22 protein-coding genes are annotated in these 25,666 nt (G+C 65.1%); 20 read left to right on the top strand and 2 right to left on the bottom strand.

The window, feature by feature from the left end:
* From GXY33_19945 to GXY33_19875, 15 genes are all read left to right on the top strand, one after another.
* On the top strand, nucleotides 1-826 hold an 826-nt coding region (locus tag GXY33_19945; protein ID NLX07419.1), incomplete at its 5' end, for a hypothetical protein.
* Between the two features lie 220 nt (nucleotides 827-1,046).
* Entirely contained in the window at nucleotides 1,047-2,030 is a 984-nt protein-coding gene (locus GXY33_19940; GenBank protein NLX07418.1) for a hypothetical protein, read from the top strand.
* A gap of 260 nt (nucleotides 2,031-2,290) precedes the next feature.
* A complete protein-coding gene (locus GXY33_19935; protein NLX07417.1) occupies nucleotides 2,291-2,998 on the top strand; it encodes a FadR family transcriptional regulator in 708 nt (235 codons plus the stop codon).
* A gap of 11 nt (nucleotides 2,999-3,009) precedes the next feature.
* Nucleotides 3,010-3,771: a 3-oxoacyl-ACP reductase FabG gene (locus tag GXY33_19930; protein ID NLX07416.1), complete on the top strand. Its 762-nt coding sequence runs from the start codon at nucleotides 3,010-3,012 to the stop codon at nucleotides 3,769-3,771.
* Nucleotides 3,771-4,754, top strand: a complete 984-nt coding sequence (locus tag GXY33_19925) for a branched-chain amino acid aminotransferase (protein ID NLX07415.1) — start codon at nucleotides 3,771-3,773, stop codon at nucleotides 4,752-4,754. Before GXY33_19930 ends, GXY33_19925 begins: the two co-directional genes overlap by 1 nt.
* 5 nt (nucleotides 4,755-4,759) lie before the next feature.
* Nucleotides 4,760-5,287, top strand: a complete 528-nt coding sequence (locus tag GXY33_19920; GenBank protein NLX07414.1) for a D-lyxose/D-mannose family sugar isomerase — start codon at nucleotides 4,760-4,762, stop codon at nucleotides 5,285-5,287.
* Between the two features lie 33 nt (nucleotides 5,288-5,320).
* Nucleotides 5,321-6,148 carry a hypothetical protein gene (locus tag GXY33_19915; protein NLX07413.1) on the top strand — a complete coding sequence of 276 codons (828 nt, stop codon included), beginning with the start codon at nucleotides 5,321-5,323 and terminating at the stop codon, nucleotides 6,146-6,148.
* Between the two features lie 52 nt (nucleotides 6,149-6,200).
* Nucleotides 6,201-7,241 carry an alcohol dehydrogenase catalytic domain-containing protein gene (locus GXY33_19910; protein NLX07412.1) on the top strand — a complete coding sequence of 347 codons (1,041 nt, stop codon included), beginning with the start codon at nucleotides 6,201-6,203 and terminating at the stop codon, nucleotides 7,239-7,241.
* Nucleotides 7,238-8,005, top strand: coding sequence for an SDR family oxidoreductase (locus tag GXY33_19905; GenBank protein ID NLX07411.1), 768 nt, complete (start codon nucleotides 7,238-7,240; stop codon nucleotides 8,003-8,005). The genes GXY33_19910 and GXY33_19905 overlap by 4 nt, the downstream gene beginning before the upstream one ends.
* Before the next feature lie 109 nt (nucleotides 8,006-8,114).
* Nucleotides 8,115-9,680, top strand: a complete 1,566-nt coding sequence (locus GXY33_19900) for a sugar ABC transporter ATP-binding protein (protein ID NLX07410.1) — start codon at nucleotides 8,115-8,117, stop codon at nucleotides 9,678-9,680.
* 10 nt (nucleotides 9,681-9,690) lie between these two features.
* Nucleotides 9,691-10,758, top strand: a complete 1,068-nt coding sequence (locus GXY33_19895) for an ABC transporter permease (GenBank protein ID NLX07409.1) — start codon at nucleotides 9,691-9,693, stop codon at nucleotides 10,756-10,758.
* Between the two features lie 136 nt (nucleotides 10,759-10,894).
* On the top strand, nucleotides 10,895-11,335 hold the full coding sequence (locus GXY33_19890; protein ID NLX07408.1) for a DUF2203 domain-containing protein: 441 nt from the start codon (nucleotides 10,895-10,897) through the stop codon (nucleotides 11,333-11,335).
* A 157-nt stretch (nucleotides 11,336-11,492) separates the two neighbouring features.
* Nucleotides 11,493-13,142 carry a hypothetical protein gene (locus tag GXY33_19885; GenBank protein ID NLX07407.1) on the top strand — a complete coding sequence of 550 codons (1,650 nt, stop codon included), beginning with the start codon at nucleotides 11,493-11,495 and terminating at the stop codon, nucleotides 13,140-13,142.
* Nucleotides 13,143-13,340: 198 nt separating this feature from the next.
* Nucleotides 13,341-14,636 carry a replication-associated recombination protein A gene (locus GXY33_19880; protein NLX07406.1) on the top strand — a complete coding sequence of 432 codons (1,296 nt, stop codon included), beginning with the start codon at nucleotides 13,341-13,343 and terminating at the stop codon, nucleotides 14,634-14,636.
* Complete coding sequence (locus tag GXY33_19875) at nucleotides 14,617-15,285, top strand: 5-formyltetrahydrofolate cyclo-ligase (protein NLX07405.1); 669 nt, start codon at nucleotides 14,617-14,619, stop codon at nucleotides 15,283-15,285. Before GXY33_19880 ends, GXY33_19875 begins: the two co-directional genes overlap by 20 nt.
* A gap of 462 nt (nucleotides 15,286-15,747) precedes the next feature.
* Here GXY33_19875 and GXY33_19870 read toward each other — a convergent pair whose 3' ends face one another.
* Nucleotides 15,748-16,884: an alanine--glyoxylate aminotransferase family protein gene (locus GXY33_19870; protein NLX07404.1), complete on the bottom strand. Its 1,137-nt coding sequence runs from the start codon at nucleotides 16,882-16,884 to the stop codon at nucleotides 15,748-15,750.
* Between the two features lie 318 nt (nucleotides 16,885-17,202).
* On the opposite strand from GXY33_19870, the gene GXY33_19865 reads away from it, so the two are divergent.
* The 4 genes from GXY33_19865 to GXY33_19850 are packed head-to-tail and all read left to right on the top strand — an operon-like array spanning nucleotide 17,203 to nucleotide 22,891.
* A complete protein-coding gene (locus GXY33_19865; GenBank protein ID NLX07403.1) occupies nucleotides 17,203-19,386 on the top strand; it encodes a 4Fe-4S binding protein in 2,184 nt (727 codons plus the stop codon).
* Nucleotides 19,387-19,393: 7 nt separating this feature from the next.
* The gene (locus GXY33_19860) at nucleotides 19,394-21,154 is read left to right on the top strand and encodes a 2Fe-2S iron-sulfur cluster binding domain-containing protein (protein ID NLX07402.1); all 1,761 of its coding nucleotides are present in this window, start codon (nucleotides 19,394-19,396) and stop codon (nucleotides 21,152-21,154) included.
* Nucleotides 21,151-21,726, top strand: coding sequence for an NADH-quinone oxidoreductase subunit NuoE (nuoE, locus tag GXY33_19855; protein NLX07401.1), 576 nt, complete (start codon nucleotides 21,151-21,153; stop codon nucleotides 21,724-21,726). The genes GXY33_19860 and nuoE overlap by 4 nt, the downstream gene beginning before the upstream one ends.
* Before the next feature lie 31 nt (nucleotides 21,727-21,757).
* Nucleotides 21,758-22,891: a Gfo/Idh/MocA family oxidoreductase gene (locus GXY33_19850; GenBank protein ID NLX07400.1), complete on the top strand. Its 1,134-nt coding sequence runs from the start codon at nucleotides 21,758-21,760 to the stop codon at nucleotides 22,889-22,891.
* 5 nt (nucleotides 22,892-22,896) lie between these two features.
* On the opposite strand, the gene GXY33_19845 is transcribed toward GXY33_19850, so the two are convergent.
* Nucleotides 22,897-23,685, bottom strand: a complete 789-nt coding sequence (locus GXY33_19845) for an NAD-dependent protein deacylase (protein ID NLX07399.1) — start codon at nucleotides 23,683-23,685, stop codon at nucleotides 22,897-22,899.
* Between the two features lie 171 nt (nucleotides 23,686-23,856).
* Here GXY33_19845 and GXY33_19840 point away from each other — a divergent pair, with 171 nt between their 5' ends.
* Nucleotides 23,857-25,665 carry a HAMP domain-containing protein gene (locus tag GXY33_19840; protein ID NLX07398.1) on the top strand — a complete coding sequence of 603 codons (1,809 nt, stop codon included), beginning with the start codon at nucleotides 23,857-23,859 and terminating at the stop codon, nucleotides 25,663-25,665.
* The last annotated feature ends 1 nt before the right edge of the window (nucleotide 25,666 follow it).

Here is a 25,666-nt window from a genome sequence, read left to right as displayed (position 1 = left end):
CGCACCCGTCATCGCCACCGCCAAGAGCGGCGTGTACCGCCTGCAAAACGGCGAGTACCAGATGTTCATCTCCAGCTACGATAACCACCTTTTTAGCGTCGACCGGATCCGCTTCGTCAACGGCCACTACTACATCGGCCAGGATTCGAGCGGCAGTCCGGCCATCCAGCTCTTCGACGCCGATGGCGGGTTCGTCGCCGAACTGATCGACCCCAATGACCTCCGACGGCTCGGGGGCGGCGCGATCGAGGACATGGTCGTCGACGCCCAGGGCCGCGTGTACTTCGCCTTCGACCGCGGCCGACAAAGCCGAAGAGGCAGCGGTGGCCTTGTCTACCGGATCGACGCGGACGGGCTCAACGAGACGGTGATCGTCAGCGACGGCGAGGCCGGCGCCCCGGGCGCGGTTGGCCTGGAACTGGCCGCCAACGGCGACCTGTACGTGGCGACGCGGACCACCATCGAACGCTTCGGCCCCGATGGGAATTTCATCTCCACGGTGGTGGAAAGCGGCCAGTCGGGGTGCGAGTCTCCGGCGCGGCTGGCCGTCGACGTCGCGGGCAACCTCCACGTGTGGGACCAAGGGTCCGGGCTTCGAGGCGACATCGGTTCGTCAGTGCTGACGTTCGACTCGACCGGCGGCTTCATCGAAATGAGGCTTTCGCCGGAAACGATCGGCAACGGAAGGCTTGATCAGTACGCAGCCGACCTGGTGGTCGGACCAAATGACCGGCTCTACGTAATTGACCTGTACGGCGACGTCTTCGAGATCACTGACGACGGTCAACTCGCGATCTTCGCCGACTACGGTTCGGGCGGCCGCTAAGACGGAGACGGTCGATCCCGGACTCCGCCCCAGGACCGGCAACGATAGGCGACAGCGTTGCACTCCGACGGAAAGGTTGCAGCCGTCCGGCAACGCCGGTAGAATGGCAAAAAATCGGGGAACAACGCGGTCGCGGATGCCAGACGCAACACCGGCGAAGGAGGTTCCGGACCCGAGGCTGCGGTTCGGTCGTTCAGCACAGCCATACAGGAGGCTCTTCATGGTTCGCAGACCCTATCCGGTGTTTCTGACCGCGGCGATGCTGTGCGCTCTCGCCGGCTGTGGCGCAGCGCCGGCCGACCCCAACGCCGCCGCCACCTATCCGCCCGAATTCCCCTACAGCCTGACGTTCGACGCCGACGGCGAGCTGTACGCGCTGTCGGCGATGAAGGGAGTCTTCAAGCGGCAGTCCGACGGGACGTTCGTCCAGTTCATCGCCAACGACGACCAGCGGATTTCCGGCGCGAGCAAGATCCGTTTCGTTTCGGGCAGCTTCTTCATCTTCGGCAACGACTACGCCGTCCGCTACGACTCCGCGGGCGAGTTTCAGAACACCGTGTTCGATCCGAACGACCTCGACCGCCTCGGCGCCCTCTGGACGACGGACTTCGCCGTCGACTCCCAGGGCCGCGTGTACGTGAGCCTGGACTACCCCGCCGGAGTCGAGGACACGGTCGTCTACCGCTACGACGCCGACGGAGCCAACGAAACGGCGATCATCGACTACGATGAGGGCAGCGTCATCATCGGCGAGTTCCTGGCGATCGGTCCGGACGACTCGCTCTACGCGGCTGATCCGTTCAGCGTCCACAAGTTCGACGCCAACGGCAATTTTGTCGCCATGGTGGTGGAGCAGCCGGAGCACGGCCTGGACAGGACCGGGGGCCTGGCCGTCAACTCCGACGGCCAGGTATACGTCTGGAACGCCGACCAGACCGCCGACGGCGTCAACCGCAGCAGCCTCATGCAATTTGACGCCGCCGGCGAGTACCAGGACAATGCCCTGGAGGCCCAGGCGATCTTCGACGCCCAGGTCGGCGGCATCGTCTGGGACCTCGTCCCGGACCCTCAGAATCGCCTCTACCACATCGACGCCTACGGCAACATCTATCGCATCGTCAACGGCCAGTTCGAAATGGTGGCGGATTTCCCCGAGTTTGACACCAAGCAAATCGCCGAACCGGCGGAGCAATGGGTCGAATAGGGCTCACCCGCCATCCTCTTGGGCTGCCAACGTCAAGACGAACATCGCCTTCGCTTCGTCCGCCCCATCCCTGCCCTCACAGCCTCTGAACAAGACCGGTGAAGCAAAGATAGCGTAGCCGGCCTGCATTAACGTCCGGCAGTCATGGCTTGCAATTACTTTTTAGGTATATCATTACTCAATGCTGCCGAATAATGAGCCATTGACACCGACGCGTTCGATCTGTAGATTATCATGTCATGAAAAGTATTAAAGATGGCATGATAACGGCCAGTCGCGATCAACTGGCCGAACGGCTCCGTGCGTTGATCGACCAGGAGGGCCTGGGCCCCGGCGACCGACTGCCCACGCACGAGGAGCTCTCGCACCGGCTGGGGGTGGGAATCCGCCGTCTGCGAGAGGGTCTCAGCGTCCTGCGCCAGCAGGGGCTGATCGTGACCAAGCGAAAGGGCGGCACCGTCGTGGCCGCCCCCTCGATCGAACGGCTGGGCGACCCGATCGCCTGGCACCTGGAGCGGAAGGGCTACACCTTCCAGGACATGGTCGAGGCCCGGGCCAGCATCGAAAGTTCGATCGCCGGTATGGCCGCCGCCAGGCGCAGCGCCCGCGACCTGCTCGGGATGCTGGACGCCATCGAGCAGATGGAGAAATCGGAAGGGGACTGGCGGGCGGCCGAACAGGCCGACCAGCTCTTCCACCAGGCGCTGCTGCGGGCCACCGGCAATCCGATCATGCAGGTCTTCGGCCAGCTCATCGCCGCCCAGTTCCGTCGCAAGGCTCAAGAACCGATGATCCAGGGGCTCGACGTCGTCGCCAGGGGCGTCGCCGAACACCGGGCCATCTACCACGCCATCGAACGGGGCGACCGTCCACAAGCCCAGAAGCGGATGCACGACCACGTCGTCGGACAACTCGACGAGTGGCGCGCCGCCCGGATGCAAAACGCCGGCACAGGAGAATTCACGTGACGCAAGCGAAACTGACCGTCGATCTGACGGGAAAGACCGCCCTGGTGACCGGGGCGGGCACGGGCATCGGCGCGGCGATTGCCGACGCCCTTGCCCAGAACGGGGCGACGGTGATCGTGCACTACAACGCCAGCGCCGCTGCGGCCGACCAGGTGGTCCAGCGGATCGCCGCCGCCGGCGGCAGCGCCTGGTCCGTCCAGGCCGATCTGACCGAGCCGGCGCGGATCGAAGCGATGTTCCGCCAAATCGACGAGAAGGCCAGCCGAGTGGACATCCTCGTCAACAACGCGGGCACGCAGCTCGAACTGGTCGCCTGCGAAGACATGGACCTGGCGCTGTGGAACAAGGCGATCGCGCTCAATCTGACCAGCGCGATGCTCTGCGCCAAGCATGCGGTCGGGGGCATGAAGCGAAACGGCTGGGGCCGGATCGTCAACATCTCCTCGATCTCCGCCCGCTCCGGCGGCGGGCCCGGCGGCGTCTCCTACGCCACGCCCAAAGGCGGCGTCAACACGCTGACCAAGGCCCTGGCCAAAGAACTGGGCCCGTACGGAATCACCGTCAACGCGGTCTCGCCCGGCGTGATCCTGACCGCGATCCACGATAGGTTCTCGACCAAAGAGAGTCTGGAGAATCTCACGAAGATGACCGCCCTGGGCCGCCTGGGCCAGCCGCGCGACGTGGCGGGGGCTGTGCTGTTCCTGGCTTCGGACGCCGCGGCCTACATCACCGGCGACAACATCGCGGTCAACGGCGGATTGAGGATGGACTGATGAACGATCAACGATTGGTGTACTTCAACGGCGAATTCGTGCCCGAGCGCGAGGCGAAGGTCTCGATCTTCGACTCGGCCCTGATGTTCGGCGACATGGTCTTCGAAATGACCCGGTCGTTTGGCCGCGTGCAGTTCCGGCTCGAGGAGCACGTCGAGCGGCTCTACGCCGGCGTCCGGATGCTCAAAGTCCCGCTGGCGATGACGCCGCAGGAGATGATCGCCGCGGTGCACGAGACGATCGAGGCCAACGCCTCCGCCTTCGCGCCCAACGACGAGCACCGCGTGATGATCGACGTGACCCGCGGGCCGCTCTCGATGTACGCCCGCGTCTTTGACGGCAAGACCGGGCCGAACGTGATCATCAGCGTGTTTCCGTTCAAGTGGACGATCGCCCCGCTGGCCCCGCTGTACGAGACGGGCGTGCACGCGGTGATCCCGTCGCAGCGGGCCATTCCCGCCGATCTGCTGGAGCCCAAGATCAAGAACCGCAGCCGCATGCACTACCTGATGGCCAACCTGGAGGTCTCGCTGGTGGCCGACAAGACGGCCTGGGCGCTGCTGCTGGACCCGGATGGCTTCATCGCCGAAGGTACCGGTTCGAACTTCTTTATCGTCAAGGACGGCTGCGTGCTCACGCCCGAGCCGCGCAACATCCTCCGCGGCACCCGCCGCAAATACACCATCGAACTGGCCCGCCGGATAGGCCTGGAGGTCCGCGAGACCAACCTCAACGCCTACGACGCGATCACCGCCGACGAGGCGTTCTTCACCTCGACCGCCTTCACCCTCATGCCGTGCGTCAAGGTCAACGGAAACGTCCTGGGCGACGGCGCGACCGGCCCGATCACGCAAAAGATCATCGCCGCCTGGAACGAATTGATCGGCCTGGACTTTATCGCCCAGGCGCGGGATTATCTGGCCGAAATGGGCAGCGACGCCTACGAAGGCACCACCATGTACCGATTTGGAAAGAAGGACTGATCGCCATGCTCACTCCCGAACAACACGAACGGGCCCGCCGCCGGACGCTCGAATACTTCGCCCAAGCCGGCATCGTCGTCACCGACGAAGAGGCCCAGCGCATCGAAATTCTCGATTTTGAACTGAACGACTTCGAGCACGTCGGCTTGGAGATTCTCGTCTACGTCAACACCGACCGGGTCTGCGCCAAGGAGCTGGTGCTGTTTCCCGGCCAGACGTGCGTCGAGCACTGCCATCCGACCGTCGCCGGCGCACCGGGCAAGGAGGAGACGTTCCGCTGCCGATGGGGCAAGGTCTACCTCTATGTGCCCGGCCCGGCCACGCCGAGCATCCAGGCAACCGTGCCCGAGTCGATCCGCGACCACGTGACGATGTTCCACGAAATCGAACTGACGCCCGGCCGCCAGTACACGCTCTTGCCCGACACGCCACACTGGTTCCAAGCCGGCCCGGACGGCGCGGTGGTCTCCGAGTTCTCCACCACCAACACCGATCATCAGGACCGGTTTACCGACCCACGGGTCGTCCGCTAGAATATCCGCTCTTTCAACAAGGAAAACCGACGAATGAATGAGATCATGAGACAGGTCCTGGAGCGGACGATGCGGGTCTTCGAGAAGGATCCGCGGGTCCTGGCCGCCTACGCCAGCGGCTCGATGGGCACGTCCGATGAGGACCGCTGGTCGGACGTCGACCCGATGCTCGTGATCCGCGCCGAGGAATTCGCCGCCTTCGACGCTGACCTGCGCGGCCTCTTCGAACAGGCGGGCGTTCAGCCGATCCTCTGGTGGCCCGAACGGATCAACTGCGATACCTACAAGAACTACGCCGTCCTCTTCGAGTCCGACGGCCGCCTCAGCCAGTACGATATCAACTTCCTCGCCGCCCCGCGCGAACCGGTCCGCGTCGAGCCGGCCAAGGTCATCTTCGACAAGGCGGGCATCCTCCAGGCCCCGCCGGCCTCCAACGAACCTGCCTACCGCCCCGACCGGCTGGTCTGGACCGTCGAGATCTACTGGATCTACGCCTACATCCACGCCAAGTACCTTCGCCGCCGCGGACCATTCCACCTGATCGCAGCCCAGCATGAACTGTTCCAGGCCCACCTCGAGATCCTCCGGGCCCTTCGTGGCGATATCGGGCCCGATTGGTGGCCGATCGTCGCCAGAAGAATCCACCGCGACGGCGGCGGCCAAATCCTGCTCGACTACCTGCGCCACGTCGATGCGCCCGCAATCGCCCGCGCCCTGCCCGGCCAGCTCGCCCAATTCTCCCGCGACGCCCGCGCCGCCTGCGAAAAGTGGAGCGTCCCGTATCCCGAAATGCTGGCCGGCAAAATCGCGGCGGACCTCCAGAAGGCGATCGATGAGATCATTCAGGAGACCGCGCGATGAAACCGCCGCTCCGGACCGGCGCTCATTTCTGTTCCGCAATTCAGGGAGTGCCATGAAAGCGATCCGCTACTACGACAAGGGCGACCTTCGCCTCCAGGACGTCGCCGTGCCCACACCCGAGCCGGGCGGCCTGCTGGCGAAGGTCGAGGCGTGCGCGATCTGCGGGACCGACCTGAAGATGCTCCTTCGCGGCGACCCCCGGGTCAAACCCGGCCAGATCATCGGCCACGAGTTCGTCGGCAAGGTCGTCGAACTGGGCGCGGGAACGCAGGGCTTCGCCGTGGGCGACCGGGTGACCATGGCCACCAGCATCTCGTGCATGCGGTGCGAGGTCTGCCGCCGCGGCCACACCAACCGCTGCGAACACCTCACGCCGATCAGCCGCGAGTTTCCCGGGGCGTTCGCCGAGTACATCGCCGTGCCCCCAGCCGGCGTGGCGGGCGGTTTCGCCGTCAAAGTCCCGCCCGCCGTCGGCGATATCGCCGCCCTGGCCGAACCGCTGAGCTGCGCGATCAACGCCCAGTTGCTCTCCGGCGTCAGGTTCGGCGACACCGTGGTGGTGATCGGCTTCGGGCCGCTGGGCGCCCTGCACAGCCAGACCGCCAGGGCCTTCGGGGCGACGCGGGTGATCGTAACCCAGCGCTCGCCCGAGCGGATCGACCTGGCCCGGCAACTCGGCTTGGAGGTGATCGACGCCTCCGCCGGCGACGCGGTCGAGCGGGTGATGGAACTCACCGGCGGCGCGGGCGCCGACGTCGTCATCGCCACCGCCCCGGCCATCGAAGCCCAGCAGCAGGCCTTCGCCATGGCCCGCAAGGGCGGCATGGTCAACCTCTTCGCCGGCCTGCCGAGGGGCGGTTCGGAAATGCTCGTCGACTCTCGGCTGATCCACTACCGCGAGCTGATGGTCAGCGGCGCGTCCGACAGCACACCGCACCACGTCGAACTGGCAGTCAGGATGATCGAAGCCGGACAGGTCAGCGACAAGATCGTCACTCACCGCCTGGCCATCGACGACTTCTTCGACGGCTTGGAACTGATGCGGCAGGGCAGGGGACTTAAAATCCTCATCATGCCGGAGGGCAAGTCATGAGGCTCAAAGGACAGACCGCCATTGTGACCGGAGCGGCCCGCGGCATCGGCCGGGCCGTCGCCGAACGGCTGATGAGCGAAGGCGCCGCCGTCGCGATCGCCGACCTTGACCCAGCCGCCGCCAGACAGACCGCCGACGCACTGGGCCCACGCGCCCTGGCGGTCGGCGTGAACGTGGCCGATCGCGCCTCCGTCGAAGCCCTGGTCGCCGCCGTCGAGTCGAAGCTGGGCCCGGTCGATCTGCTGGTCAACAACGCCGGCGTCTCCGAGATCGTGCCCTTTCTCGAACTCGACGAGGCAACCTGGGATCGCCATCTGCAGGTCAACCTCAAGGGAACCTTCCTCTGCTGCCAGACCGTACTGAAAGGCATGGTCGAACGCCGCCGCGGCAAGATCATCAACCTCAGCTCGCAGTCCGGCAAGCAGGGGGCCAGCCAGTACCAAGCGTACTGCGCCTCGAAATTCGGCGTCATCGGCCTGACCCAGAGCCTGGCCCTCGAATTCGCCCCGTACGGCATCACCGTCAACGCGATCTGCCCCGGCTTCGTATTCACGCCGCTGTGGAACAAGATGCTGCCGCAATACGCCGCCAAACGCAACCTGCCGGTGGACAAGGTCAAGGACTACGTCATCAGCCGGATTCCGCTCGGGCGGCTCTGCACGCCGGAAGACGTCGCCGGCGTCGCCGCGTTCCTCGCCTCCGCCGACGCCGACTACCTGACCGGCCAGGCCATCAACGTCACCGGCGGAGCCTTGATGCATTAGGAGGGCGCAGCGTCTTCCTTTTCAGCCGTTCTCCCGCTGGACGGGGGCCTTCCAAAAACCGCCCCGATCCTCTACAATCGCTTCCGATGCGGAATCGGAAGCAGCGATCATGACGGCCGCTCTGCTCGAAATGCACGGCATCCACAAGTCCTTCGGCCCGACCACGGCCCTGGCCGGCGTCGATCTGCTCGTCGCGCCGGGTCAGGTCCACGTTCTGGCCGGCGAGAACGGGGCGGGCAAGAGCACGCTGGTCAAGGTGCTGACCGGCGTGGTGGCGCCGGATGCCGGACACGTGACCTTCCGCGGCCAACCCTTCGCGCCCGCTGGCCCGCAGGAGGCGCTGCGGGCGGGCGTGGCGATGATCTACCAGGAATTCAACCTCGCCCCGCACCTGCCCGTCCACGCCAACGTGTTCCTCGGCCATCAGATCGCCCGGTTCGGCATCGTCCGGGCCGACCGCCAGCGGCAAATCTGCCGCCACATCTTCGCCCGCCTGGGAGCGGTGATCGATCCGGATGCGCTGGTGTCCGATCTGGGCGTCGCGTCGCGCCAGCTCGTCGAGATCGCCCGCGCCCTGAGCCTCGACGCCCGCCTGATCGTCATGGACGAACCGACCGCCGCCCTCTCCGAACACGAGGCCGAGCAGCTCTTCGCCGTCATCCGCAGCCTGCGCGACGACGGCGTCGGCGTCATCTACATCTCGCACCACCTCGAGGAGTTCGGCCGCATCGGCGACGCCTACACCGTCCTCCGCGACGGCCGCCGGGTCGGCCACGGACGCATGGCCGAGGTGACGGCTGAGCAGATCATCCGCATGATGGTCGGCCGCGATATCGACCAGCTCTACCCGCCGCGCCGCCACGACATCGGCGAGCCGGTCCTGACCATCGGCAATCTTCGCGGTCAAAAGGGCCTGACCGTCCCGCGGATCGAGGTCCGGGCCGGCGAGATCGTCGGGATCGCCGGCTTGGTCGGGGCCGGACGCACCGAAACCCTTCGGGCCGTTTTCGGCCTAGACGACGCGAAGATGGATGAACTCGCCGTCTGCGGCGCCGCCGTCCTGCCACCCTCGCCGCACCGCATGATCCGGCACCGCCTCGGCCTGCTCAGCGAGGACCGGGCGGCTGAGGGACTCGCCCAAAGCCTCTCGATCGCCGACAACCTGGCCCTCGCCGTCCCGCGAAAGGTCAGCCGACTGGGCGTCCTCTCGCTGCGACGACGCCGCGAACTGGCCCGCACCCTCATCGCCGCGGTCAACGTCAAAGCCCACTCGCCCGATCAGCGGATCGACCAGCTCTCCGGCGGCAATCAGCAGAAAGTCGCCCTGGCCCGCCTGCTCGGCGCCGACTGCCGCGTCCTCCTGCTCGACGAACCGACCCGCGGCATCGACATCGGCGCCAAAGCCGACATCTACCGCCTCATCGAATCCCTCGCCCGCGAGGGCAAGGGCATCGTCATCGTCTCCAGCTATCTGCCCGAACTGATGGGCCTCTGCGACTCGCTCTACGTCATGGCCCGCGGACGCCTCAGCCGAAAGTTCCCCATCGATCGGATCGACCCCGACCGCGTCATGGCCCTGGCCACCGGCCTGGCCGACGCCGCCGATTGTCAACCGTTAACAGAACCGGACCGACCAGCCGCGCCTGCGCCATCACCGTCAGACCCTCTTGCCTAAGTGGTGAACCATGAGAACAGCCGCTGATACCCCGCTTCCAACCCCGACAACCAACTGGCCGGCACGCCTCAAAGAGCTGGCCTTCGAGACCTCCGACCGGGCCGGACCCCTCTTCGTCCTGCTCCTGGTCGTCGCCGTCTTCGGCATCGCCGAACCGCAACGCTTCCTGACCGCCCTGAACCTCGGCAACGTCGCCGGTCAGACCGCCGTCCTCGCCGTCGCCGCGGTGGGAATGACCTTCATCATCATCAGCGGCGGCATCGACCTCTCCGTCGGCTCCGTGGTGGCTCTGGCCGGCGTCTACGCCGCGATGGTCCTGGCCGAGGGCTACGGCCTGGTCCTGGGCCTGACCGCCGGACTGGCCACCGGGGCGGTCTGCGGCCTGGTCAACGGCCTGATCATCACCCGCGGCCACCTGCCCCCCTTCATCGTCACCCTCGGCATGATGGAGATCGTCCGCGGCCTGGCCCTCGAATCCGCCAACGGCATGCCGGTCACCAATCTGCCGCGCGCGTTCTCGCGGATCGGCAACGCCGTCCTCGAAATCCCCTTGGGCGCCAGTGCCATCTACATCCCATACTCCCTGTTCATCCTGCTGCCGGTGGCCCTGGGTGCCGCCTTCGTCCTGCGCTATACCGTGTTCGGAACCCACGTCTACGCCGTCGGTTCCAACGAGCAGACGGCCCGTCTCTGCGGGGTCAACGTCGGTCGGGTCAAGACATTGGTATATGTTATTTCCGGATTGCTGACCGGACTGGCCGGAATCATGTACGCCTCGCGCTTAAATACCGGACAGCCGTCCGAAGGGGTCGGCATGGAACTGGAGGTCATCGCCGCCGTCGTCGTCGGCGGGGGCAGCCTCATGGGCGGTAAGGGCTCCATCCTTGGCTCGGTGGTAGGGGCCTTTATCATCAAATTCCTACGCAACGGTTGCGTCGTCGCCGGCGTCTCCCCCTTCATTCAACGGATCATTATCGGACTGATTATCATCGCCGCCGTCTGGGCCGATCACCACCGACGGCAGTTCCTCATGAAAAGAATCAAGTCCCGGCAACCAGCCGCGCAAAAGCCCATATAATGGAGTGACTTACCATCGGGCCCGAACCCTCGCCAGGAGGCTTGAATCGGGCTGGGTTGACTTAAGAGGTACTTGACGCTAAGCTAAAAATAGAAAGACAAGCCCAAGAGGCCGATCTTCTGGGAAAGGGACGAAAATGGGCGAGTTCGACAGCGTGGTGCTCTCAAGCCTGCGCGAAGGAAAACGCAAGCCAAAGTACTTTTCCGTCAACGAGGCCAACCGGTCCCTGGTCCTGGTCTCGATGGTGGTCAAGGACATCCTCGCCCTCTACTGCCGGGCCAAAGTCCTCGAAGAACGCTATTCCGTCCTCGACCGCGAAACCGAACGCGGCCCGCGCAAGCAGATCAAACGCCAGTACGAAGCCCTGCTCAAGCAGCTCCAGTGCTTCAACCAGGAACTGACCGAGGTCGGCTGTCGCCTCCGCGACTGGCAGACCGGCGCCGTCGACTGGCCCGCCATCTATCAGGACCGCGAAGTCTACCTCTGCTGGCGGATGGGCGAAGAGACGGTCGAGTACTACCACGAAGCCTACGAGAGCTTCGCCGCCCGTCGCCGTCTGCCGGAAGACATCAAGTAATCGCCTGACGTGAGGAAACAACGGACCCGAAGCCGCCGGCATGGTACGGCGGCTTCGCTTGCTTTTACCCGCGCCACACGTACAATCCCACGGTAACCGGACGGTGAATTACCGGCGGTGAGTTTCGCGAACCGACGCCTATCGGAGACATTGCGGCATGGACACCCTCTGCCAGCGAGCCGAACACGGCCTGAACTACCTCAACAACAACGTGGACCGGCGACGCGGCTGTCTGCCCTTCTTTTCCACCATGTTCAAACGCGACCCAGCCGAGAACCGACACGACTGGCCCGACTTCGGCGACCTGACCGGACGCTACGTCGAGTCCTTTGTCCTCGCCCGACGGATGCTGAACCTCGCCCAACCAGGCGAGGTCGAAAACGCCGTCCGCAAACTCCTGATCTCCTACTTCAACGAGGGCGACGGCCTCAGCTATCGGCCCAAACCCGACAAACCCTACTACTCGACCATCCTGCGCCAACCCTATGACGCCCACGTGGCTGAGGGGTTCGACCAGGCCCGCGTGTTGTGGGCGCTGCTGACCTGGTACGAGGATACCCGCGACCCCGCCGTCCTGCGACGACTCCAGGAACTGGTCGACGGCCTCTACCGCGTCATGGTCAAACGCGACGGCTACGGCTACTACGACCGTCCGACCTTCACGCCGGGACTGGTCGTCGACCAGGACGCTCCGCCCATGCCGCACCAGTTCTACTTCAGCGGCACCCAGATCCACCCGCTGATCGAATGCGCCAAGCGCCTCGGCCTCGAGCGGGCCCGCGAAATGGCCGTCCGCCTGACCAACTACATCGTCGACCACAGCACCTACTTCCGCCCGGACGGCGAGTGGCACTGCCCGGGCAAGGAGGGCCAGGAGTGGGAATCGGGCCTCCTCGACGGCCACACCCATTCGCGGTTCGCCACCATCGCGGGCATCGCCACGCTGGGCGTCGCCGAAAACCGCAGCGACCTCGTCGCGTTCGCCAAACGGGCCTACGACTGGTTTGCCGCCAACCATTGTAGCTCGTTCGGCTGGAGTCCCGAATTCCTCGGCCGCTACGGCGACGACAACGAGGGCTGCGAAACCTGCGCGGTCATGGACCAGATCAACTCCGCGTTGGCCCTCGCCGAGGCGGGGCACCTGGAGTACTACGAGAAGGCCGAGCGGATCGCCCGCAATCAGCTCATGGCCAATCAGCTTCTGGACACCCGGCTGGTCCGCAACACCGTCGAGCGGGAGGACACCGAGCTTTCGTGCTTCCACAACGTGGCCGACATGGTCCGCGGCGGTTTCGCCGGATGGGCCGGCCCGAACGACTTTATCGGCAACTGCGACCTGCACTACTGCCTGATGAACTGCTGCGGGCCCGCGGGCGTCCGGGCCCTGCACGATATCTGGGCCAACGTCTGCCGCCGCGACGGCGACCAGCTCCGCCTGCACATCCTGATGGACCGCGACGATCCGACCCTGACCCTCCATCACGCCCAGCCGGCGGCGGGACAACTGACCGTCACCGCCAAAACCAACTGCTCGCTGAGCCTCCTGCCGCGCTCGTGGTGGCGGATCGAAACCCTCCGCTGCGCCATCGACGGCAAGCCGCGAACCGTCGCCACCGACGGTCCATACCTGGACCTGGGCCGCCTCGCCGCCGGCGATCAACTGACCCTGCAATACGATCTGCCCGAAACCGACGAGCCGGTGCACGTCAACGGCCGCGACTACACCGTCACCTGGCGAGGCGAAACCGTCGTCGCCATCGACCCGCCGGGAACGATCATGCCCTTCTACACCGACCGCCGCGTCTGAAACCTGTGGGTCCGCCGCCCCCGGCGGACTCTTCCTTTTTATTCAGGCTTCTGACTTCTCCTCTCTGTTCCCTAACGCCGCCTCAGCGGATAGAATTGGGGATGACCTGATAAACCCGGTTGGAGCAGTACGGTGACGGACCTGTTCAGTGCCCAGCGACAGGCGAAACTGGCCGAAGCGGCCCCGCTGGCCCACCGCATGCGCCCGCGGACCCTCGACGAGTTCGTCGGCCAGGAGCATTTCATCGGGCCGGGCAAGCTCCTGCGGCGGATGCTCGAAGCCGACCGCCTCTCCAGCATCATCTTCTACGGCCCGCCCGGCACCGGCAAGACCTCGCTCGCCCAGGCCATCGCCGCCACCACCTCAACCGAATTCGAACAGCTCAACGCCACCGGCGCCGGCGTCAAGGACGTCCGCGAAATCCTCGAACGGGCCGAACGCCGACTCGCCGACGACGGCAAACGCACCGTCCTGTTCATCGACGAAATCCACCGCTTTAACCGCGCCCAGCAGGACGTCCTCCTGCGCGACGTCGAGCGCGGCGTCGTGATCCTGATCGGCGCGACCACCGAAAACCCCTTCTTCGCCGTCAACTCGCCGCTGGTCTCGCGCTCCCAGATCTTCCGCTTCGAGCCGCTCACCGACCGGCACGTGTTGGGCCTGCTCGAACGGGCCGTCGCGGACAAGGAGCGCGGCTTCGGCAACCTCGACCTGCGGGTGGCGCCCGACGCCCTCCGCTACCTCGTCGGCGCCTCCGACGGCGACGCCCGCCGCGCCCTGACCGGCCTGGAGGTCGCCGTCCTCTCGCAGATCAAATCAGCCGAGAAGGGCGGCCCGCTCGTCGTCACCCTCGACGTCGCCCGCGAGTCCATCCAGGAAAAGGCCCTCGTCTACGACCGCGAAGGCGACATGCACTACGACCACGCCAGCGCGTTCATCAAGTCCATGCGCGGCACCGATCCCGACGCCGCCGTCTACTGGCTGGCCCGGATGCTCGAAAGCGGCGAGGACATCCGCTTCATCGCCCGCCGCATCGCCATCTGCGCGGCGGAGGACGTCGGCAACGCCGATCCGATGGCCCTCGTCGTGGCCAACGCCGCCGTCCAGATCGTCGAGTTCATCGGCCTGCCCGAAGCCCAGCTTCCCCTCTCGCAGGCCGCCATCTACGTCGCCTGCGCACCGAAGTCCAACGCCTCGGCCATGGCGATCTGGACCGCCATGGACGACGTGAAGAACAACCGCACCGTCCCCGTCCCGCGCCACCTGCGCGACACCCACTATCGCGGGGCCAAGCGCCTCGGCCACGGCGAGGGCTACCAGTACGACCACGACGCACCCGAGGGCCTGGCCATCCAGGACTACCTGGGAGTGGATAAGATCTACTACGAACCGACGCAGCGGGGCCGCGAGGCGAGGGTCAAGGAATACCTCGAAAAGGTCCGCGAACTCCGCGGCCAAGCCAAGGGAGACGCCGATGACGGGTCCGGATCCTAAAACCGAAAAGGCCGATCTGCGAAAGAGAATGCGCGAGGCCCTCAAGCAGACGCCGGCCGCTCAGATCGCCCAGTGGTCCGCCCGCATCACCGAAAAACTCATCGAACTGCCGGAGTTCCAGCAGGCCGCCTCGCTGATGGTCTACCTCTCCTTCGCCACCGAATACCAGACCGCCGACCTGATCGGCCGCGCCCTGGCCGCCGGCAAAACCGTCTGCGCCCCAAAGGTCGCCTGGGACCGATGGCAGATGCACCCGGTCGTCCTCCGGTCAGCCGACGACTTCGTCAAGGACGACCACGGAATCAATGAACCCAAATCCAACCAGCGATTCAGCCTCGGCGAACTGGCCCTGGTGCTCGTGCCCGGTCTGGCCTTCGACCGACGCGGGCGACGCCTCGGACGCGGCGGAGGGTTCTACGACCAACTCCTGAGCCGCACCGACCTCCAAGCCGCCAAAATCGCCGCCGCCTTCGACCTCCAACTCGTCCCCCGCGTTCCGGTCGCCGATCACGACCAACCCGTCGACACCATCGTCACCCCCCATAAACTCCTCCGCTTCGTCCGCAAATCCTCCACCCGCCCCGCCTCCGAACCCACCGGCGAAGACGAACCCGACGAACGCCGCCAGTTCTGGGAAGTGAACTTCTAGAGGAAAAGGGGACATTCTGCTTTTCCGCAACGGCCCTGACGGCGGCAAAAACCCGGGAAAAGCGAAAAAGTAGAATGTCCCCTTTTTCAGTTCGGGCCAATAAACAGTCGTCGCACCAGTGCGTGTCTTTCCCTCAGCGTCACTGGTGCGACAACTACTGCTAGGGGTCTTAGCGGCCCCAGGTACCGGGCGGCCCGGACCTTCCAGGCGCTTCTACGGAGCCCAGGCACCCCAGGGCTGGCCAAAGCCACGTGTGGGGTTGTTCCAAAAGATCATCCAGAGCGCCCAAAACCAGTGTCTCTCTCGCCTCATCGAGGCTTCCCTCCCAAGCGTCCCAAATCCACTGCCTTATCCGTAATAAATCTACGATACAACCGCCCGGCCGGCAAAACCGGCGCAGCAAAAGGCCCCGCCACAAGGACGGGGCCGTTCTTATCGGACCCTTGATCGGGATCAGGCCGCCTAGCTCGCGGTCAGCACCTTCTGGGCGGCCGTCAGACCCGCCCCGGGCGTCAGCTTGTGGCCCATCCGCAGCAGCACCGCCTCGATCGCCGCCAATGCGCCCATCGTATCGACCGAGTCCACGTAGCCCATGTGCGTCATGCGGAAAATCTTGCCCGACAGTTCCGCTTGCCCGCCCGCCACGTTCACGCCGTACTCCTTCTGCAGGGTCTTGCGGAAGGCGCTCTCATCCACGCCCTCGGGCAGCCACACGCCGGTGACCGCGTCGGCCGGATCAGCGGCGTAAATCTTCAGGTTCATCGCCACGAACGCCTGACGGCACGCCTCCGCCAGCGTCGCGCAGCGTTTCCAGACGTTCTCGATCCCCGCCTCCTGGATCATCTGCAGCGACTTGTGCAGCCCGCGGACCAGCGTCAGGGCCGGCGTGTACGGCGCATCGTTCTTCTTGAGGGCCTTGCGGTACGCCCGGTAGTCAAAGTAGAACGCCTTCGGCTTGTTCGACTCGATCACCTTCCAGGCCTTCTCCGAGACCGACGCGAACGCCAATCCCGGCGGCAGCATCAACGCCTTCTGCGAACCGGTCACCACGATGTCGATTCCCCACTCGTCCACCTTGATCGGCATCGCCCCAGCCGAACTGATCGCATCGACCATGAACAGCGCCGGCGTCTTGGCCACCACCTTGGCGATGGCTTCGATATCGCTGCCCGCCGCCGTCGAGGTCTCGGAGTGGACCGCGATGACCATGTTGATGTCCTTGTCCTGGCTCAGGTGCTTTTCGATCACCTTCGGGTCCACGCCGTGGCCCCATTCGACGTCGACGGCGACGTAGTCGATGCCGAAAGCCTCGCACACCTCGCCCCACCGCTCGCCGAACTTCCCGCCGCGGGCCACCAGGGCCTTCTTGCCAGGCTGGGCGCAGCAGACGATCGCCCCTTCCATCGCCCCGGTGCCGCTCGAGGTGAACGTCAGCACGTCATTCTGCGTCCGAAACAGGTACTGCAACCCCTTCGTCGCCTCCGCCAATAGATTCTGGTACTCCTTGGTCCGATGGTGGATCATCGGCTGGGCGATCTCCAGTTGAACCTGCTCCGGAACCGGGGTCGGACCCGGCGTGTATAGCCTCACCTTGGCCATGGTCATATCTCCTTAAGAACAGCCACTGTATCTGGTGCGAACCGCGCCGTCACGACAATCGGCAGCCCAAAGTCTAACGCCCACCGCCCAACCCGTCAACGGGCATGAAATGACTCCGGCCTCTGTCGGCCAACCCCTACTGAAGCCGAAATCCCCAATCCGCTGCCTGAGCATATGCGCCCGCATCGGCCTGTCAAACCGCCGACACCGTTCTCAAGCCGCCGTGAGGCGATTTTTTCGTTGAAAAGGCCCCATCAATCCGTAATCATGAGGGCTCAGCAGGGGGTGCTCCCCAATGTCTCAATTGGTGGGATTGATATGGCATCAACCGTGATGGAGAACTACCGCAGGCTCCGCCAGCAGGCCAAGGACTACCTCGCCCAGCGCAAGGAGCAGGAGAAGATCCGAATCCAGATCGGATCGGCCACGTGCGAGAACGCCGCGGGGGCCAACGACGTCCGCGACGAGTTCCGCAAGCACATCGAGGCCTCCGGCCGCGATAACGTGGTCCTGCGGCGGGTCGGATGCACCGGCCGCTGCAGCCGCGAACCCATCGTCGATGTCCTGGTCCCCGGTAAACTCCCGACCAAATACCAGAACGTCGATCGCGAAGCCGTCCACCAGATCTTCACCCAACACGTCCTCGGCGGCCAACCGGTGGCCGACCTGGTGCTTGACGGCGGCGTCGAACCCTTCCGCCAGTACGAATTCCTGTTCTGCTACGGTACGCGGTGCGGCAAGCTCCTCGACAAGGACTTCCGGGCCATCTTCAAACAGAAACTCGATGCGGCCGGTGTCGACGAAGGCCGCGCCGTGGTCAGCACGGCCAACTGCTTCGGCCTCTGCCGCGACGAAGCCGTCGGCAAGGCCACCCACGTCCTGGTCCGCCCGAGCAAGGTCATCTACCGCGTCTCCTCCGAACAGGATCTCGACGAAATCGTCGAACAGCACGTCAAAAACGGCCAGATCGTCGAACGCCTGAAGGTCCAGGAGCAGCCGATCAGCCAGCGGTTCTTCGAACTCTACGGCGACGTCTCGTTCTTCAGCCGCCAAAGCCGAATCGCCCTGCGCAACAGCGGCATCATCGACCCGGAGAACATCCACGAATACGTCCACTACAACGGCTTCGAAGCCCTCGCCCGCGCCCTGGACAAGAACGAACCGGCCGACGTGATCGAGCGGATCACCCGCTCCAAACTCCGCGGCCGCGGCGGAGCCGGATACCCGACCGGCAAAAAATGGGCCGACTGCATCAAGAGCACCGAGCCCGTCCGCTACATCATCTGCAACGCCGATGAGGGCGACCCCGGCGCCTTTATGGACCGCGATATGCTCGAGGGCGACCCGTTCTCCGTCATCGAAGGCATGATCATCGGGGCGTTCGCGGTAGGGGCCCATCGCGGCTTCCTCTACATCCGGGCTGAGTACCCGATGGCGATCAAACGGGTCGAGACGGCCCTCGCCCTCGCCCGCGAACATGGCGTGCTCGGCGACGACATCCTGGGCTCCGGCTTTGACTTCGACCTCGAGATCCGCCTGGGCGCCGGCGCGTTCGTCTGCGGCGAGGAGACCGCGCTGATCAACTCCATCGAAGGGGCGCGGGGCCAGCCGCGAATCCGCCCGCCCTATCCGACCCAGAGCGGCCTGTGGGGCAAACCCACCGTCATCAACAACGTCGAAACCTGGGCCAACGTGCCCGCCGTCCTCCACTACGGTCCCGACTGGTTCCGCCAGATCGGCACGGACAAAAGCGGCGGGACCAAGGTCTTCGCCCTCGCCGGCAAGGTCAACCACACCGGACTGGTCGAAGTGCCCATGGGCACCACCCTCCGCGAGATCGTCTTCGACATCGGCGGCGGCGTGCCCGACGGCCGTCAACTCAAAGCCGTTCAGACCGGCGGGCCCGCCGGCGGCTGCATCCCCGCCAAGTGGATCGATACCCCGGTCGACTACGACACCCTCACCGCCGCCGGGTCGATCATGGGCTCCGGCGGGATGATCGTGATGGACGAAAGCGACTGCATGGTCGATATCGCCCGGTTCTACATGCAGTTCTCGCAGGATGAATCCTGCGGCAAGTGCACGCCCTGCCGCGAAGGCACCAAGCGCATGCTCGAAATCCTCGAACGGATCACCGCCGGCAAGGGTGAACTGGCCGATCTGGACAACCTCGAACGCCTCGGCCGCCTGATGCGCCGATCGTCGCTGTGCGGACTGGGACGGGCCGCCGCCAACCCGGTGCTCTCGACCCTCACGCACTTCCGCGACGAGTACATGGCCCACGTGGTCGAAAAACGCTGCCCGGCCCACCGCTGCACCGCGCTGACCCACTACGAGATCAGCGCCGAAAAATGCGTCGGCTGCACCGCCTGCGCCCGCGCCTGCCCCGTCCAGTGCATCATCGGCAAGCCCCGCGAGACCCACATCATCGAACAGGCCCGCTGCATCCACTGCGGCCGATGCTTCCAGGTCTGCCGCTTCGCCGCGGTCGATCGAACATAGGTGAACCATGGCCCAACAAATGATCAATCTGACCATCGACCAGACGCCGATTTCCGTGCCCGAGCATACCACCATCATGCAGGCGGCTGAGACCCTCGGCATCCGCATCCCGCGATTATGCTACCATCCCAATCTCAGCATCGCCGGCTCGTGCCGCGTCTGCATCGTCGAGGTCAAGGAGATGCCCTACTTCATGGCCTCCTGCTCCGTCCAGGTCTGGGAGGGCATGGAGGTGCGGACCAACTCCCCCGAAATCCGCCAGGCCCGCCGCGACATCGTCGAACTGCTGCTCGAAAACCATCCGATGGACTGTCAGACCTGCGAGCGCGACGGCCACTGCGAACTGCAGAACCTCGCCTACTCGCTGGGCGTGCGCGAGCGGCTCTTCGCGGGCGAACGCAAGGAATTCCCCTTCGAGAACTCCAGCCGATCGGTGATCCGCAACTCCAACAAGTGCATCAAGTGCGGCCGGTGCATCCGCGTCTGCGCCGAGGTCCAGGGTGTCTACAACCTCGGCCAGCAGTACCGCGGCTTTGACGTCGTGGTCAGCCCCGCCCACCAGGCCAACATGGACGACTCGGTCTGCATCCAGTGCGGCCAGTGCATCAACGCCTGCCCGGTCGCCGCGTTCCTCGAACAGTCGCACACCGACCTGGTCTGGAAGGCCCTGGCCGATCCGGACAAGCACGTGGTGGTCCAGACCGCCCCCTCCATCCGGGCCGCCATCGGCGAAGGCTTCGGCCTCGAACCGGGCACGCCGGCCACCGGCCGGATGATCACCGCCCTGCGCCGCCTCGGGTTCGACAAGGTCTTCGACACCGACCTCGGAGCCGACATGACCATCGTCGAGGAGGCCAACGAGCTGATCGACCGTCTGAACGGCAAGGGCCCGCTGCCCATGTTCACCTCCTGCTCGCCCGCGTGGATCAACTTCCTGGAAAAGTTCTATCCCGAACTGATCCCGCACGCCTCGAGCTGCAAGTCGCCGATGATGATGCTCTCGGTCCTGGCCAAGACCTACTACGCCCAGAAGGCCGGCATCGACCCGGAAAAGATCTTCATGGTCGCCGTGATGCCGTGCGTGGCCAAAAAATTCGAAGCCGGACGCGCCGAACACTTCTTCCGCGAAGGCATTCCGTACACCGACGCGGTGATCACCACCCGCGAGGCGATCTGGATGATCAAATCCTACGGCATCGACTTCCTCGACCTGCCCGACGGCCAATTCGACGACCCCCTGGGCATTGCCACCGGCGCCGCCGACATCTTCGGCGTCACCGGCGGCGTCATGGAAGCCACGCTGAGGACCGCGGCTGAGAAGATCACCGGCAAGACCGGCGGTAAACTCGACTTTACCGAAGTCCGCATGGCCGCCGGAATTCGCGAAGCCGCCGTCGAAATCGACGGCCGGACCCTCAATGTCGGCGTCGCCGACGGCCTGGTCAACGCCAAAACGCTGCTCGATAAGGTCATCACCGGCGAGAAGCAGTTCCACGTGATCGAAATCATGGCCTGCCCCTCCGGCTGCAGCGGCGGCGGCGGACAGCCCTACCCGCCCCGCGGTTTCGAGGTTCTCGACCCCGAACTGCTCCGACGCCGCGGCCAGGCCCTCCACACGATCGACCAGGGCAAGCAGCTCCGCCGGTCGCACGAGAACCCGGCCGTCAAACGTATCTACGAGGAATTCCTGGACCATCCGGGCAGCCCCAAAGCCCACGAACTGCTGCACACCGCCTACGCGCCGGTGCTGCCGAGGGGAATACGATGAAACAGCCCATCAAATCCATAGATAAGAGTCAGACCGACAACTGGAAGAGCGTCTCGAAGGTCGCCAAGGCCGCCCTGCCCGACCACGTGGTCAAGTTCATCGAGGAGTGCCGGGCCAAAGAGCACCCCGACAGCCACCTGATCGCCGTCCTGCACAAGGTCCAGGAGCATTTCGGCTACCTCGGCGCCAGCCACCTCGACGCGGTCGCCCAGCTCATGCAGATCCCCGCCGCCAAGGTCACCGGAGTCGCCACCTTCTACCACTACTTCCGCCTCCAGCCCAAGGGCCAGTTCGTCATCAGCGTGTGCATGGGCACCGCCTGCTACGTCAAGGGGGCCGAGCAGATCGTCCAGCGGCTCCGCGACGAACTCGGCATCGACTTCGGCCAGACCACCTCCGACGGCCTCTTCACCCTCGAAGGCACCCGCTGCCTGGGCACCTGCGGCCTCGCCCCGGTGGTCATGATCAACGACCAGGTCCACGCCAAGGTCACGCCCGACCAGGTCCCAGCCCTGCTGGAACGCTACGCCAAACAGGTCCACCGCCAGTCGGTGGAGCCCAAAGGCCGCTAGACAACCGACAATATCAGAGGGGGGTACGACGATGAACGACGATAAGGTTCGTCTCGGAGTCATCGGCTGCGGGGGATTCGGACTCTTCGCCCTGCAGCACTTCACCCAGATTCCCGACGTGGAGCTGGTCGGCATGGCCGGCACCCATCGCGAAGCCGCCTACGCCGCCGCCCGCCGCTACGGCGTGCCCGACATTGTCGACGTCGAAAAACTCGTCGCTCAGAACGACGTCGACGTCATCTACATCTCCACGCCGCCCTTCCTGCACCACCAGCAGGCCGCCGCCGCCCTCCGCCACGGCAAGCACGTGCTGGTCGAAAAACCGCTCGCCATGAACCTCCAACAGGCCGACGAGATGCTCGCCCTGGCCAGGGAAAAGGACCGCTTCTGCGTGGCCAACCTCATGCAGCGGTACAACCCGCTCTACGAAAAGATCGGCACGCTGATCCGCGAAAAAATCCTCGGCGAGCTGCTGCACGCCTACTTCGAAAACTATGCCGCCGACGAGGGACTCGCCCCCGAACACTGGTTCTGGGACCCCGAAAAAAGCGGCGGCATCTTCATCGAACACGGCGTGCACTTCTTCGACATGTTCGCCGGGTGGCTGGGCGAGGGCAACGTGGTCGCCGCCCAGAGGACCATCCGCCCGACCACCGGCGTCGAAGAGCAGGTCCAATGCACCGTCCGATACGGCCCGACCGTCCTGGTCAACTACTACCATGGGTTCACCCAGCCCAACCGCATGGACCGCCAGGAGATGCGATTCCTCTTCGAACGCGGCGACGTCACCCTGCACGAGTGGATCCCCACCCGCGTCCGCATCCACGCCATCGCCGACGAAAAGGGCACCCGCGACCTCTGCGAACTCTTTCCCGGCGTCGCCCTCGACGTGCGCCAGTGGTACCACGGCGCCGAACGCTCCGCCAAAGCCCGCCACCAGTCGCTCGACGTCTACCAGCAGCTCGACCTGCGCTACGGCGACGAAACGTTCAAAATGCACAACTACGGCCTGATCCTGCGAAACCTCTTCGCCGACCAGATCGCCTGGACCAAAGACCACAGCCGCCAACGCAAAATCACCGAGGAAAACGGCCGAACCTCCCTCGCCACCGCCCTCGAAGCCACCCGCCTCGCCCGCCAGGAAACGCCGACCCCAAACCGGTAGGGCGGTCACGTGCCCCGATCGACGCGGCGATACCCGCTCCAGATCGCCTCCAGCGTCTCCGCCGCCCTGGCTGCGATCTTGATCGCCACGTACGGCGTCACGCTCGTCTCGTCGGGATTGATCTCGACGCTCGGAACCCCCAGCCGGGCCGCCTCCAGAACCGGCTCGGCAATGTACGGAAACACGCTCGTCGTCCCCACCGAAAACACCACGTCGAACCCGCGGGCCAGCTCCGCCGAAAGCCGCTGGGCCTTCTCGTACGGCAGCATCTCCCCGAACAGCACCACGTCCGGACGAAGGATCGCTCCGCACTCCGGACACCGGGGCGGAATCTCAAGCCGGCTGTAGTCGTCCACCCGCCGCCCGTAGCGGCAGCCGGTGCAGCACAGGCCATGCACGTCGCCGTGAATGTCGATCACGTTCCGCGACCCAGCCGCCCGGTGAAACCCGTCCACGTTCTGCGTCAGCACCCAGACCCGCTCGAACCGACCCTCCATCTCCGCGATCACCTCGTGCCCGCGATTAAACGACGCCCCGCGGCACGCCCGCTCGATCTGCGCGATGTATCGCCAGCTCACCTCCGGCCGCCGCTCCATCATCCAGCCGGACAGCGCCTCCTCGATCGGAATCCCCTCGTCCGTCATCTTCTCCTGATACAGCCCGCCGATCCCGCGGTACGTCGGCAGACCCGAATCCGCCGACAGCCCCGCCCCCGTGACAAACAGCAGGCTACGCCCCCGCCTCAGCAGTTCGACCACCCGCCTGACTTGTTCCTGGCTTTCCTGCGAGAGCATTATGATTTCCGAACCGGACAGCCTTCAGACAACGACGGCGTCCCCCTCCGCTCAAGAGCGCGGGTCCGACAAGGCAATTATAGTGACGACAAGCCGAGCTTGCTACAAATGGATACGCCCTTCCTCGGAGCATATAATAAACCTCATGGGTCCACCTTAAGGGAGGCGGCGATGACTTTTCGCGGGAGTACGCGAATACATCTGTTTCTGCTCTTGTTCGTGGCGTTGGTCCCGATGCTGACCACGCAGGCCATCGTGTTCCAACGATGGTTCGCAGCGGCCCAGCGCGAGGAACGCCAGGCGAACCTGGAGTTCGCGCGGGCGGTGGCTTTCTCCTTCCAGGGCTACATCAAAGACGTTCTGGCCCAGGAGCTGGCAACCGGGTCGGCTCTGACGTTCCTGGAGCCGTACACGCCGGAGCAGGCCCAGCGGATCCTGGCCAAGGGAATCGCGGATCATCCGGCGGTGACCTATTTCGCGTGGCTGGACCCGGAGGGCCGGGTGCAAGCCGCCAACCGGGCCCAGGAGTTCCCGTTTGACATCAACGGCAGTGACTTCTACGAACGAATCCTGCATGGCCGCGAGTGGGTCGTAACCGACGTCCTGCCCGCCTCCAACGAGAGCGGCGAGGTCATCGTTGCCCGGGCCATTCGGGAGGAAGATGACCTCAAGGGGGTCATGGTCGCGGTGCTCGACCTGGACCGGTTTGATGAACTGGCCCGTCTGGAAAGGGAACACGGGGGACGCACCCTCATCTTCGACGGCGCCGGTTTCCTGGTCCACGCCTATCCGCCTGAATCCTACACCTACCACCAACGGAACTGGATCGGCGTCGACCCGTTGCTCCCCGAAGCCCTCGCGGGGCGGGAGAATACCGGAACCCTCGTCTATCCCAACGAGACGGAAACGCGGATATCCGCCCGAGTGCCCATTCCGGATATCGGGTGGGTGGCTGGAGTCAGCCGGCCGGAGTCGGTTGCCCTGGGACCGGTCCGCCGAACTTTGATGCTGAACGCGGCGGCGGTGACTGCCGTCAGCGCGATCGGGATGCTGCTGGCCGTGCTTATCGCCTGGCGGATCACCCGAGGCATCCGCCAGTTGACCGAATACGCCACCGTCCTGGCCCGGGGCGGACGCCCGCGCCGCAACGGCGTGACCGGGGTAACGGAATTGGAGGACCTGGCCGACGAATTCGATCTTATGGCCGGGCAAATCCGCGAACGCCAGGAAGCCCTCCAACACGAACGCGATGAGCTGGATACCAGGGTCCAGTGCCGGACCGCCGAACTCCTCCGTTCCAACGCCGATCTGGCCCGATACGCCGAACTGGCCTCCCATGACCTCCAGGAGCCGCTCCGAATGGTCGGCAACTTCGTCCAGTTACTCAAAATCCGCTACAAAGGCAAGCTTGACGAGGAGGCCGACGTCTACATCGACCACGCGGTCGAAGGGGCCACCCGAATGCACCAGCTCCTGCGAGACCTCCTGGACTACTCCCAGATCGACGCGCGGGGCGGGCCCTTTGAACCCATCGACAGCGGCAAGGCAGCCGAAGAGGCCGCCGAACAACTGGGCGATATGATCGACCAGACCGGAACTCGCGTCGCCATCGAGCCTCTGCCGCGGGTGGCGGCGGACCGACGGCAGTTGGTCGAAGTGTTTCGCCGCCTGATCGAAAACGGAATCAAGTTCCGACGCGAGGGCGTGGTTCCGGAGGTCCATCTGCGCGCCGAACTACGCGACGACCACTGGGTCTTCTCGGTTCGCGACAACGGAATCGGCATCGAGCCGGAATACTTCGATCAGATTTTCGTAATCTTCAAACGCCTCAACTCACGGCTCAGGTATCCGGGCACGGGCGTGGGTCTGGCGATGACCCAGCGGATCGTGGCCCGCCACGGCGGACGAATCTGGGTCGAATCCGAGTTCGGCAAAGGCTCGACGTTCTTCTTCTCGCTTCCGATCCGATACGAACCGTGAC

The organism is Phycisphaerae bacterium (assembly GCA_012729815.1).
Lineage (GTDB): Bacteria > Planctomycetota > Phycisphaerae > JAAYCJ01 > JAAYCJ01 > JAAYCJ01.
The sequence above is the reverse complement of the archived record's forward strand: the minus strand, read 5'-3'. Positions and strand labels throughout refer to the sequence as shown.

Excerpts from the sequence above, each read along its gene's own strand:
- GXY33_19870 (NLX07404.1), bottom strand. The coding sequence starts at position 16,884 with ATGGCCAAGGTGAGGCTATACACGCCGGGTCCGACCCCGGTTCCGGAG.
- GXY33_19860 (NLX07402.1), top strand. The coding sequence starts at position 19,394 with ATGGCCCAACAAATGATCAATCTGACCATCGACCAGACGCCGATTTCC.
- GXY33_19885 (NLX07407.1), top strand. The coding sequence starts at position 11,493 with ATGGACACCCTCTGCCAGCGAGCCGAACACGGCCTGAACTACCTCAAC.
- GXY33_19840 (NLX07398.1), top strand. The coding sequence starts at position 23,857 with ATGACTTTTCGCGGGAGTACGCGAATACATCTGTTTCTGCTCTTGTTC.
- GXY33_19940 (NLX07418.1), top strand. The coding sequence starts at position 1,047 with ATGGTTCGCAGACCCTATCCGGTGTTTCTGACCGCGGCGATGCTGTGC.
- GXY33_19875 (NLX07405.1), top strand. The coding sequence starts at position 14,617 with ATGACGGGTCCGGATCCTAAAACCGAAAAGGCCGATCTGCGAAAGAGA.
- GXY33_19890 (NLX07408.1), top strand. The coding sequence starts at position 10,895 with ATGGGCGAGTTCGACAGCGTGGTGCTCTCAAGCCTGCGCGAAGGAAAA.
- GXY33_19935 (NLX07417.1), top strand. The coding sequence starts at position 2,291 with ATGATAACGGCCAGTCGCGATCAACTGGCCGAACGGCTCCGTGCGTTG.
- GXY33_19895 (NLX07409.1), top strand. The coding sequence starts at position 9,691 with ATGAGAACAGCCGCTGATACCCCGCTTCCAACCCCGACAACCAACTGG.
- GXY33_19910 (NLX07412.1), top strand. The coding sequence starts at position 6,201 with ATGAAAGCGATCCGCTACTACGACAAGGGCGACCTTCGCCTCCAGGAC.
- GXY33_19850 (NLX07400.1), top strand. The coding sequence starts at position 21,758 with ATGAACGACGATAAGGTTCGTCTCGGAGTCATCGGCTGCGGGGGATTC.
- GXY33_19880 (NLX07406.1), top strand. The coding sequence starts at position 13,341 with ATGCGCCCGCGGACCCTCGACGAGTTCGTCGGCCAGGAGCATTTCATC.
- GXY33_19920 (NLX07414.1), top strand. The coding sequence starts at position 4,760 with ATGCTCACTCCCGAACAACACGAACGGGCCCGCCGCCGGACGCTCGAA.
- GXY33_19845 (NLX07399.1), bottom strand. The coding sequence starts at position 23,685 with ATGCTCTCGCAGGAAAGCCAGGAACAAGTCAGGCGGGTGGTCGAACTG.
- GXY33_19915 (NLX07413.1), top strand. The coding sequence starts at position 5,321 with ATGAATGAGATCATGAGACAGGTCCTGGAGCGGACGATGCGGGTCTTC.
- GXY33_19865 (NLX07403.1), top strand. The coding sequence starts at position 17,203 with ATGGCATCAACCGTGATGGAGAACTACCGCAGGCTCCGCCAGCAGGCC.
- GXY33_19925 (NLX07415.1), top strand. The coding sequence starts at position 3,771 with ATGAACGATCAACGATTGGTGTACTTCAACGGCGAATTCGTGCCCGAG.
- nuoE (NLX07401.1), top strand. The coding sequence starts at position 21,151 with ATGAAACAGCCCATCAAATCCATAGATAAGAGTCAGACCGACAACTGG.
- GXY33_19905 (NLX07411.1), top strand. The coding sequence starts at position 7,238 with ATGAGGCTCAAAGGACAGACCGCCATTGTGACCGGAGCGGCCCGCGGC.
- GXY33_19900 (NLX07410.1), top strand. The coding sequence starts at position 8,115 with ATGACGGCCGCTCTGCTCGAAATGCACGGCATCCACAAGTCCTTCGGC.